Source organism: Bradyrhizobium altum (assembly GCF_020889705.1).
GTDB lineage: Bacteria > Pseudomonadota > Alphaproteobacteria > Rhizobiales > Xanthobacteraceae > Bradyrhizobium > Bradyrhizobium altum.
The window spans coordinates 1-10,433 of record NZ_JACMYP010000294.1 but is presented as its reverse complement, the minus strand read 5'-3'; the positions used below and the strand labels follow the sequence as shown (position 1 = coordinate 10,433).

The 10,433-nt window shown below is 65.5% G+C and carries 12 protein-coding genes; 7 read left to right on the top strand and 5 right to left on the bottom strand.

Annotated elements, in window-relative coordinates:
* Positions 1-346: hypothetical protein (locus H8B02_RS40535; RefSeq protein ID WP_229171295.1), on the bottom strand; the 346-nt coding region annotated here is incomplete at its 3' end.
* A 22-nt stretch (positions 347-368) separates the two neighbouring features.
* Between H8B02_RS40535 and H8B02_RS40530 the strand changes: the two genes are divergently transcribed.
* Entirely contained in the window at positions 369-1,439 is a 1,071-nt protein-coding gene (locus H8B02_RS40530) for a Spy/CpxP family protein refolding chaperone (protein WP_229171294.1), read from the top strand.
* 77 nt (positions 1,440-1,516) lie between these two features.
* Here the strand turns inward: H8B02_RS40530 and H8B02_RS40525 are convergent, their stop codons facing one another.
* Positions 1,517-1,849, bottom strand: a complete 333-nt coding sequence (locus H8B02_RS40525) for a hypothetical protein (RefSeq protein WP_229171293.1) — start codon at positions 1,847-1,849, stop codon at positions 1,517-1,519.
* Positions 1,850-1,882: 33 nt separating this feature from the next.
* Positions 1,883-2,785, bottom strand: a complete 903-nt coding sequence (locus H8B02_RS40520; RefSeq protein WP_229171292.1) for a LysR family transcriptional regulator — start codon at positions 2,783-2,785, stop codon at positions 1,883-1,885.
* Between the two features lie 102 nt (positions 2,786-2,887).
* Between H8B02_RS40520 and H8B02_RS40515 the strand changes: the two genes are divergently transcribed.
* The 4 genes from H8B02_RS40515 to H8B02_RS40500 all read left to right on the top strand — a co-directional run bounded on the left by H8B02_RS40515 (position 2,888) and on the right by H8B02_RS40500 (position 5,713).
* A complete protein-coding gene (locus H8B02_RS40515; RefSeq protein ID WP_229171291.1) occupies positions 2,888-4,105 on the top strand; it encodes an arabinose transporter in 1,218 nt (405 codons plus the stop codon).
* The gene (locus tag H8B02_RS40510; RefSeq protein ID WP_229171290.1) at positions 4,102-4,884 is read left to right on the top strand and encodes a carboxymuconolactone decarboxylase family protein; all 783 of its coding nucleotides are present in this window, start codon (positions 4,102-4,104) and stop codon (positions 4,882-4,884) included. The genes H8B02_RS40515 and H8B02_RS40510 overlap by 4 nt, the downstream gene beginning before the upstream one ends.
* Positions 4,885-4,982: 98 nt before the next feature.
* The gene (locus H8B02_RS40505; protein WP_229171296.1) at positions 4,983-5,378 is read left to right on the top strand and encodes a (R)-mandelonitrile lyase; all 396 of its coding nucleotides are present in this window, start codon (positions 4,983-4,985) and stop codon (positions 5,376-5,378) included.
* An 8-nt stretch (positions 5,379-5,386) separates the two neighbouring features.
* A complete protein-coding gene (locus H8B02_RS40500; RefSeq protein WP_229171289.1) occupies positions 5,387-5,713 on the top strand; it encodes a putative quinol monooxygenase in 327 nt (108 codons plus the stop codon).
* A gap of 13 nt (positions 5,714-5,726) precedes the next feature.
* Here H8B02_RS40500 and H8B02_RS40495 read toward each other — a convergent pair whose 3' ends face one another.
* On the bottom strand, positions 5,727-6,899 hold the full coding sequence (locus tag H8B02_RS40495) for a fumarylacetoacetate hydrolase family protein (protein ID WP_229171288.1): 1,173 nt from the start codon (positions 6,897-6,899) through the stop codon (positions 5,727-5,729).
* Between the two features lie 147 nt (positions 6,900-7,046).
* Here H8B02_RS40495 and ppk2 point away from each other — a divergent pair, with 147 nt between their 5' ends.
* The gene (ppk2, locus tag H8B02_RS40490; RefSeq protein WP_229171287.1) at positions 7,047-7,994 is read left to right on the top strand and encodes a polyphosphate kinase 2; all 948 of its coding nucleotides are present in this window, start codon (positions 7,047-7,049) and stop codon (positions 7,992-7,994) included.
* A 318-nt stretch (positions 7,995-8,312) separates the two neighbouring features.
* Entirely contained in the window at positions 8,313-9,191 is an 879-nt protein-coding gene (locus tag H8B02_RS40485) for a transporter substrate-binding domain-containing protein (RefSeq protein WP_229171286.1), read from the top strand.
* 385 nt (positions 9,192-9,576) lie between these two features.
* Here H8B02_RS40485 and H8B02_RS40480 read toward each other — a convergent pair whose 3' ends face one another.
* Complete coding sequence (locus H8B02_RS40480) at positions 9,577-10,245, bottom strand: amino acid ABC transporter permease (protein WP_097670409.1); 669 nt, start codon at positions 10,243-10,245, stop codon at positions 9,577-9,579.
* Between the last annotated feature and the right edge of the window lie 188 nt (positions 10,246-10,433).

Below are 10,433 nucleotides of genomic sequence, written 5' to 3'. Positions count from 1 at the left end.
CGGGGGCTTTCATGGAGGCGGAGGCGGCTTCCACGGTGGTGGTTTCCACGGCGGCGGATTCCACGCCGGCGGCGCGCGGGGCGGCGGCTTTCACACCATTCATCCCGCTGCAAGAACCGGCACGCGGCTCGGTGGCGGCTCCGGCGCGCGTCATAACCAATTCCGGCCTGCCGCTCATGCCGCGCGCGTCGCGCCGAGCGTAGCCGCCGGTCCGCCATGCCGCCTCGCCCGCCGCGATGCGGCACAATGCGAGCGCCGTGGGGCACGCGTTGGTCTCGCACCAGGTCCGCGCCGCGATGCAGAGACCGGGCGGCCTGCGCAACCCGATGGCGCGCGCCGCGATCACGACGGCCGCCGCCGGAGCCGCCATGGGTGGCGTTGGGTGGTGGCGCCATCCGAATGGCGGCTATGGCTGGGTCGGCCCGATCTTCTGGCCCTATGCCTATTACGATCTTTATGACTACACCTGGTGGGGCGGGGGCTATGACCCGTACTTCTGGGATTACGGCTATGGCGATCTCTATGCCGGCCTGTTCGGTCCCTATGACTACGATGCCTTGAGCGGCTATGCCTATTACCTGCCCGGCTATGCCGGTCCCCGGCCGCCGGCCACGGGTCGATCGCGCGCCACCGCTCAGACCACAACCCTTGCCGACATGTGCGGCAGCGACAGAAGCGATATCGCGGGCTTCCCGATCGAGCAATTCCGCAGCGCCATTCAGCCCAATGCGGAGCAGAGCACCGCGCTCGACGAACTCGCCAGCGCATCGCAGAAGGCGTCCGAGACCATTCTCAATTCCTGCCCCAAGGATGTGCCGTTGACCGCGCCGAGCCGCCTCGCCGCGATGCAGCAGCGCCTCCAGGCCATGCGCGACGCAGTCGGGATTCTTCAGCCGGCGCTGGAGAGGTTCTATGGGCTTCTCAGTGACGATCAGAAAGCGAAGGTGACCGCGCTGGTGGCAGATCAGCACCGCGGCCAGCATGAGGCGACGCCGGACAACGGCAACTGCAATACGGCGCAGCCCGCCGCCATCGCATGGCCCGGCGACATCATCGAACGCAACGTCAAGCCAACCGATGCACAGCGGGCGAGCCTCGATGCCTTGCGGGACGCTGCAACAAAGGCCGAGGACACCCTGAAATCGTCCTGTCCGCCCACCGATGCGCGCACGCCACCGGCACGCCTTGCGGCGGTCGGAGCCAGATTAGATTCCATGCTTCAGGCGATCGGAACGGTACGTCCGGCCGTGGACACTTTCTACAGCGCGCTCAGCGACGAGCAGAAGGCCGCGTTCGACGCTGTTGGCCCCGAGCGGGACGGCGGCAGGAGCGCGATGGCCGCCGCAGGCGGTGACGAACCGCCGCGAAGCCGTCATCGCCGCCATCACCATCATGGTCCGAATGTCGGCAGCATGATCTTCCGGATGATCGGCTTGTAAGGCTCGCCATCGCCTCGCGCCTAGGGTGGTGACACATCCCGCGGTATCTCAACGGGGCAACCAGCCGAAGCAACAGGCTACGGCGCGATCCACATGCCAATCACGATGATGGCCAGTGCGACGGCAATCACCAGCATATCGGTCGTGAGCCAATCAGGCATTCCATTCGATGGCTGCTCGCTCATGTCCGCGACTCCTTCTGTTCGCGTCGAGCCCGTATGCTGAAGCGAAGCAGCGCGAACGAGGATGAACTGGATCACACATGGGCGCGACAAGCGGTCGCTCCGAATTTCATGCATCCGCGCGCCCTCAAGTTGCAGCACGCGATTGATCTGCCGCGCAGGTTTCTGAACATGTTCGAAAACGCCGGCGGCTTGATCTCGACAGGCACTGACCGGCAGCCCGGCCAAAGCCGCGTGGAAACGTCTGCCCCAAAGCCGTCTTCAAACCTTCCCGCGGTAACGCAGCGCGTCGACCAGCAGCGAGAACGCCGGTGAGGCCTGGCGTCGGCTTGGATAATAGAGGTGATAGCCGGAGAACGGCGGGCACCAGTCGCCCAGCACGCGCAACAGCCGGCCGTTCGCCAGATGCGGCTTCGCCTGCCCTTCGGTCATGTAGGCCAGACCAAGCCCGTTGGCCGCGGCGCTCAGCAGCGTACCGGAGCCGTTGAACACGAGCTGGCCTTCGACGCGCACATTGAGCTCGCGTCCGTTCTTCTCGAACTCCCACGCATAGAGCCGGCCGCCGTGGGTCGGCAGGCGCAGATTGAGGCAATTGTGCTCGGTCAATTCCTGCGGCGTACGTGGCTTCTTGCGCGTCGCAAAGTAGTCGGGCGAGCCCACCACCGCCATGCGCAGGTCCGGACTGACCCGCACCGCGATCATGTCCTTGGCGACCAGTTCGCCGGGACGGATGCCGGCGTCATATTGCTCGGTGACGATATTGGTGAGGCCGTAGTCGATCACGACCTCCACCTTGATGTCAGGGTATTTCGGCAGGATCGCGCGCAACGCCGGCATCAGGATCGCCTCGGCTGCATACTCGGTCGAGGTCACGCGGATGGTGCCCGCCGGCTTCTCGCGCAGTTCACCAAGCGCCGCCAGTTCGCCATCCATTTCTTCGAATTTCGGCCCGATAGTGCGCAGCAGCCGTTCGCCGGCCAGCGTCGGCGCGACGCTGCGCGTGGTGCGGCTTAACAGCCTTACCCCGAGCCGCTCCTCCAGCGCGCGCACGATCTGGCTCAGCGCCGATTGCGACAGGCCGAGCTTCGCCGCGGCGCGCGTAAAGCTCCGCTCCCGCGCCACTGCGAGGAAGACGAGCAGGTCGCTCGCATTGTCCCGGTCCATTGATTAGCTCAGATGATAAATCCATGCGGATTTTATCATCTAATCAGGAGACGGCGAAAGCCCTAGCTTGCGGTCAGAGATCACCGAACCCGTTGCACGCCCATGTCCGTCACGACGTCATCAGCCCCGGTCGCCGAACCGGCGATCGCGGTAACACTGTTCCCGATCGTCGCTGTGATCTTCTCCGGCTTTCTCGTGATCGGCCTTGCGATGCCGGCGCTGCCGCTGCACGTCCACCAGGGATTAGGCTTCGACACATTCGTGGTCGGCCTCGTCGCGGGCAGCCAGTTCGCGGCTTCACTGATCTCGCGCTTCACCGCGGGCCATCTTGCCGACACGCGTGGCGTCAAGCGCGTGGTCGTTGCCGGCTTGATCGCGGCCTCGGTCGCGGGGTTGCTCTACGGCCTTTCCCTGGAGTTCGTCGACATGCCTGCAATGTCGCTGGCCACGCTCCTGCTGGGGCGGGCCATTCTCGGCGGCGCCGAGAGCTTTATGGTTGCGGGGGCGTTGAACTGGGGGCTGGCGCTGGCTGGCCCCGCAAACACCGGCCGGGTGATGTCGTGGGTCGGCACTGCGATCTATATCGCATACGCCGCCGGCGCGCCGGCAGGCAGCGCACTCTATGCACGTCACGGCTTCACCGCGATTGCGTTTGCGACGATGCTGATCCCGCTGCTGACGCTGTTCGTCGTGGCGCCGCTTCGCGGGATCGCGCCATCACGCCATGCGCGTCCCGCGCTGACGAAGGTGCTCGGCGCAATCTGGCTGCCGGGACTCGGCATGGCGCTCTCCAGCGTCGGCTTCGGCGCGATCACCACCTTCGCCGTGTTGCTGTTCGCGCGGAACGGCTGGAGCGCGGCATGGCTGGCGCTCTCGCTGGTCAGCATCGGATTCGTCCTCGGGCGGCTCGCATTCGGCCACCTGCCCGACACCATCGGTGGGCCGCAGGTGGCGCTGATCTGCATCGTGATCGAAGCCGCCGGGCAAGCGTTGATCTGGCTCGCCACGATGCCGGTGCTGGCCTTCGCAGGCGCCGCACTCGCCGGTCTCGGCTATTCGCTGGTCTATCCCGGCTTCGGCGTCGAGGCCGTGCGCCGCGCGCCGCCCGAGAGCCGCGGGCTTGCGATGGGCGCCTATACCGCCTGCCTCGATCTGACGCTCGGCGTCAGCACGCCGCTACTCGGCCTGATCGCAGCCGGAGCAGGCCTCAACGCGGTGTTCCTTGCGAGCACGCTAATCGTGCTGAGCGGCGCAGCCGTCGCGCTGCGGTTGATCGCGACGCAGCCGCCCGCGCGCGGATCCAGCGGGAGGTTTTCATGAAACAGCCTGCAGCGGCCATCATGTCGCTTTGCCTGATCGCTTCGTACCCTGCGCTGGGGAAACAGCCACCACAAGGATCAAGACCCATGCCCGAGATCGACGACATCAGGGCGGTTGCGCCCGCCCTCGAAAAATACCGCCAAGGCATTCTGCTCGGCGACCTCTGGAGGCGTCCCGGCCTGTCACCGCGCGACCGCAGCTTGGTCACGCTCGCCGCGCTGATCGCGCGCAACCAGACCGTCGAGCTCGCCTCTTATCTCAATCGCGCGCTTGACAACGACGTGACGCCGGCCGAGATCTCCGAGATCATCATCCATCTCGCCTTCTACACCGGCTGGGCGAATGCGATGTCGGCCGTTGCCATTACCAGGGACGTGTTCGCGACGCGCGGGATCGGCGCCGACCAGATCCCCGCGGCGTCGGGCCCGCAGCTTGCGCTCGACGAGGCAGCCGAGGCGCAGCGCGCGACGCGCGTCGCAGAGCAGTCCGGCAACGTCGCCCCGGGCCTCGTGCAATACACCGCCGACGTGCTGTTCCGCGATCTCTGGCTGCGGCCGGGGCTGACGCCGCGCGACCGCAGCCTCGTCACCGTCAGCGCGCTGGTCGCGACCGGACAGGTGGCGCAGATCACCTATCACCTCAACCGCGCCATGGATAACGGGCTGACCAAGGCCGAGGCCGGCGAGATGATCACCCAGCTCGCCTTCTATGCGGGATGGCCAAACGCGTTTTCTGCGCTGCCGGTGGTCAAGGACGTCGTCGAGAAACGGCCGCGATGACGACGATATCGAGACGCGGCCTGCTTACGAGCGGCGCCGCCAGCTTCACCGCGCTGACGAAGATCGGTGCGACATTGGCAAAGGAAAGGATTGAAACGATGCAGATCACCCGCAACGGCGCACGCCCCTCGGGCAAAGGCCCCGAGGCCTGGTTCACCGGCACGGTCCGCGTCGACCCGCTGTTCCAGGTCGGCGACCCCGCACGCCTCGGCGGCGCGCACGTGACCTTCGAGCCCGGCGCCCGCACCAGGTGGCACACGCATCCGCTCGGCCAGACCCTGGTCGTCACGTCCGGCCTCGGCTTCGTGCAATGCGAGGGCGGTCCGGTCGAGGAAATCCGTCCCGGCGACGTCGTCTGGTTTCCGCCCGGCGAGAAGCACTGGCACGGTGCGGCCGCAACAACCGCGATGACGCATATCGCGATCACGGAAGCGCGCGACGGCAGGAACGTCGACTGGCTGGAGGAGGTCAGCGACGCCCAGTATCGGACGTGATCCGGACCATGCCCAAAGCGCCCCGAATGCCCTGTGTCCGCGTTGCCGAAATCAAGATCGATCCGGCACATCGCGACGCCTACGCCGCGGCCCTGCGCGAGCAGATCGAAACCGCAGTGCGCGTCGAGCCCGGCGCGCTTGCACTCCATGCGGCGTCGGATAAGAACGATCCGGCGCGCATCATCGTCTTCGAGATATATGCCGATGTCGATGCCTATGAGACGCATCTCGAAACACCGCACTTCAGGACCTACAAGGCTGCGACGGCGCACATGGTTACATCGCTCACGCTGATCGAGGCCTTCCCGATTGCGCTCGCCGCGAAAGCGATGTGACGGTGCACGTCCGCTAGAGCACCTTGCGCTGTGCGAGGTTCTTCATCAGCGCGCCAACGCCGAATGTCCAGGGCTCGCATTCGTCGCTGCCCCGCATGCGGTTGACGAGCTTGCCGAGCTGGGACGCTTCGATGGTGACGATGTCGTCGCGCTTGTGGGTAAAACCCTCACCCTTGGCGTCGCGGTCCTTCACCGGCGCGAACATCGTGCCGAGGAACAGCGCAAAGCCGTCGGGATATTGATGCACGGGCCCGATGGTCTGGGCAACCAGATCGGTCGGGTCGCGGCTGATCTTGGAGATCGAGGAATGGCCCTCGAGCACGAAGCCGTCTGCGCCCTTCACGGTGAGGCCGACATCCATCTTCCTGACGTCGTCGAGCGAGAAGGTCCCGTCGAACAGCCGCAGCAGCGGGCCGATCGCGCAGGAGGCGTTGTTGTCCTTGGCCTTCGACAGCAAGAGCGCCGAGCGACCCTCGAAATCGCGCAGGTTGACGTCGTTGCCGAGCGCTGCGCCGACGATCTTGCCGGCGCCGGAGACGACAAGCACGACCTCCGGCTCGGGATTGTTCCAGGTCGACTTCGGATGCAGGCCGGCATCCATCCCGGTGCCGACCGAGGACAGCGTCGGCGCCTTGGTGAACACTTCGGCGTCGGGGCCGATGCCGACCTCCAGGTACTGGCTCCAGGCATTCTGGTCGATCAGCACCTGCTTCAGCCGCATCGCCGGCTCGGAGCCCGGCTTCAGCTTGGAGAGATCGTCGCCGACGAGGCGCAACACCTCCTTGCGGATTGCCTCCGCCGACGACGGGTTGCCGCGCGCCCGCTCCTCGATCACGCGCTCCAGCATCGAGATCGCAAAAGTGACGCCGGCGGCTTTTAGCACCTGCAGGTCGACCGGCGCGAGCAGATGCGGTCTTGTCGCGTCGCGGCCATCGGGCGGCGTGTTGGCGAGGATCGCGTCAAAATCGCCGATCCGCTCGCCGTGCGTGGCACGCAACGCGGCCGCAGGATCGGCGTCCTCGCACAGCGCGCTCACGGTGAGGAAGCGCGCGGTGACGTCGAACACGCCGTCGCCCCGCACCGCGACCACAGCGGGTCCACCGGCCTGCGGCAGCCAGACCCGTCCGACCAGCGTGCCGGCGGTGCCGTCCTCGGGCAGGACGTCTTTTGGCGTGAGCGAAATCATCGGCGTCTCCTTTTTTGATCTTGTCATCGCTTGTTAGCACAGACCCGCCGGCTGCGTGAAACAGCGGTCATGCCAATGTCATAGAGGGGTAACATCGCCCGTCAATGCTCCCGCCGATCGATCTAGCACACTGAAAGACGGACCTTCATGACCGCCTCCGACCTCACCGACGAAGCCGCCCGAGATGAAGCCTTGCGCGACGAAGCCTTGCGCGCCCGCATTCACCAGGAGATGGCCGACAGCCTCGACGAGGAACTCGAGCTGGAGCTCGACGACGTGAGGCTCGACGGGTTCGACCACGACGGGGCCGCCGGAAGCCCATCGATCGATCGCAAGGTCTACTTCCGCGAATTGCTGCGGTTGCAGGGCGAGCTGGTCAAGTTGCAGGACTGGGTGCAGCACGAGAAGAAGAAGGTCGTCGTGCTGTTCGAGGGCCGCGATTCCGCCGGCAAGGGCGGCGTCATCAAGCGCGTCATCCAGCGGCTCAACCCGCGCATCTGCCGTGTCGCGGCGCTGCCGGCGCCGAACGAGCGCGAACGCACGCAATGGTACTTCCAGCGCTACGTCTCGCACCTGCCGGCCGGCGGCGAGATCGTGCTGTTCGACCGCAGCTGGTACAACCGCGCCGGCGTCGAGAAGGTGATGGGGTTCTGCAACGACGAGCAGTATGAGGAGTTCTTCAGGTCGGTACCGGAATTCGAGCGCATGCTGATCCGCTCCGGCATCATCCTGCTGAAATACTGGTTCTCGATCACCGACGAGGAACAGGCGTTCCGCTTCTCGATGCGGATCCACGATCCGCTGAAGCAATGGAAGCTGAGCCCGATGGATGTCGAGGCGCGGACCCGCTGGGAGCTCTACACCAAGGCCAAGGAGACGATGCTGGAGCGCACGCATCTTCAGGACTCGCCGTGGTGGATCGTCGATGCCGTCGACAAGAAGCGCGCCCGGCTGAACTGCATCTCGCATCTGTTGACCCGGATCCCCTATCAGCAGGTCACGCACCAACCGGTTGTGCTGCCGCCGCGGGTCCGCAACCCCGACTATCACCGCGGCCCGATCCCGCCGGAGATGTACGTGCCGGGAACGTATTGATCGGACCGGGCGAGACTGCGCTCCCTCGCCCCGTTCTTACGGGGAGAGGGTTGGGGTGAGGGGCTGCCTCCGCAAGTACGACGACAGACGAGCCCGCGGAGACTCCCCCTCACCCGGATTGCATCTGCGATGCGACATAGCCGAAGCTCCGCTTCGGCGTTCTTGAGAGACGACCGCAAAAGGCGGCCGTCGCCTCTCCCCGCACCCGGGCGAGGTGAAGAAATAGCCACCCCTCGCCTACCAATGGCGCAGGCGCGCGCACTTGCTGGCACCGGATACCGACGCTAGGCTTCCCCGATCTGGTGCAGGGAGGCCCGCTTGACTCAATCCGACGACATCGCAATTTCCGAAGATCGCCGCGACGCGCTGCGCTATGCGCTCGGGATCGGCAGCGGCGCGGCCCTCGCGGCCGCCATGGCAACCCCGGCCTCGGCGCAGACCCAGGCCGACAACACGCTCGACCGGATCAGGGCCAACAAGGTGCTGCGGATCGCGGTGCTGCCGGGCGAGCTGCCCTATTTCAACAAGGATCTCGCCACCGGCACCTGGTCCGGCTTCTCGATCGAGATGGCGAACGACCTCGCCAAGCTGCTCGACGTCAAGCTGGAATATGTCGAGTCGACCTATGGCAATTCAATTCTTGATCTGCAGGCCAACAAGATCGATCTCGGCTTTGCGCTCAACCCGACGCCGCAGCGGGCGCTGGTGGTGGATTTCACCAACCTGGTGTTCCCGCATCCGTTCGGCGCGATGCTGAAGAAGGGCCTCGAGGCCAAGACCTGGGCCGACATCAACAAGCCCGATGTCAAGATCGCGGTCGACGTCGGCTCGGCCAACGAGGCGGTGGCCCGGCGCTTTGCGCCGAACGCCACCATCAAGTCGCTCAAGTCGCGCGACGAGGTGATGCTGGAAATGTCGTCGGGCCGCGTCGATTGCGTGGTCAACGCGCTGGTGCTCGGGCTGACCGCGATTGCCAAGAACCCGAACCTCGGCACCTACAAGATCCTGGCCTCGCCCTCGGTGACGATCGCCAGCGGCACGGCGGTGCGACGCGAACAGGACAAGCGCTGGCGCGATTTCCTCTCGGTGTGGATCGACTACAACCGCGGCATCGGCCAGATGCGCGAATGGTTCGTCAAGGGCCTCGGCCTCGCCGGCGTCAAGCCCGAGGACGTGCCGGTGGAGCTGAGTATCTGAGGTAATTGCCAGGACGGTAGTGATCTCCCTCCCCCGCTTGCGGGCAGGGCAATTGCATAATGGCTACGGCCACGTCCCATCGCGCGGGGTGAGGCCCGCCTGCGTAGTTTCTGGATAATAGAATAATGCCGCTGATTTGCCCGACATGTCAAGTTGCCGTGTCGAGTGCCGGCACGCGGCCGGCTACTTTGCATGGGGTTGTTTTCAATATTTTGGCAGTGCGCCCCTGCGGAGGCAGGCCATATGCGATAGCCCTGCGCTTGCGGGGGAGGGTCGGGGTGGGGGTGTCGCCACAGCGACGCTCTTCGTGTGGAGAAAACCCCCACCCGGATCGCATCTAACGATGCGATCCGACGTCCCCCGCAAGCGGGAGAGGTGAAGCAAGTCACACCTTGTCGTAGGTCAGCCCGCGCTCGAGCCGCCTTGCCACCAGCGTCGACGGAAACAGGATCGCAAAATAGATCAACGCCACGATGGTGTAGACCTCGAGTGGCCGGTAGGTGTCGGCGTTGATCAGCGTCGCGTTGTAGACAAGATCGGGCACCGCGATGATCGAGACCAGCGAGGTGTTCTTCAGCTGCGTCACCGACTGGTTGACATAGGGCGCCATCATCGGCTTCAGCGCCTGCGGCAGGATCACGAGCCGCATCAGGCGCCAGCCGCGGAAGCCGAGCGCTTTCGCCGCGTCCCACTGCCCGACCGGCACGCTCTCGATCGAGCCGCGCACGATCTCGGCATAGAACGCACCGCCATAGAGCGACAGCACGCTGACGGCTGCGACATGCGCCGGGATGTTGACGCCGATCACGACCGGAAACGCGTAGTAGAACCAGATGATCTGCACCAGCAGCGGCGTGCAGCGGAATAGCTCGATATAGGCGATCAGCAGCCAGTCGATCACCGGAATGCGCCGCAGCCGCAGCATGCCGACGATCAGGCCGATCAAGGTCCCTAAGATGATGGTGCCGATCGTGTAGGCCATGGTCCAGCCGAGCCCGAGCCAGAACAGATGGCTGTACTTGGCGAGGATCCCGAAATCCCAGACGTAGTTCATCCTGCCCCTCGGTTGCCACGCGTCTTGCGCTCGCCTTGCGTTCCCAGCATCGCAGGCGGCCTCGCGCGAGTCACGCGATATACCGGCCCGGCGAGAAGGCCTTCACGTCGAACGGCGGCGCGGCGCCAGCGATCATTGCCGCAACCGCGGCGCCCGTTCCGGGGCCGGTGGTGAAGCCGATATGCTGG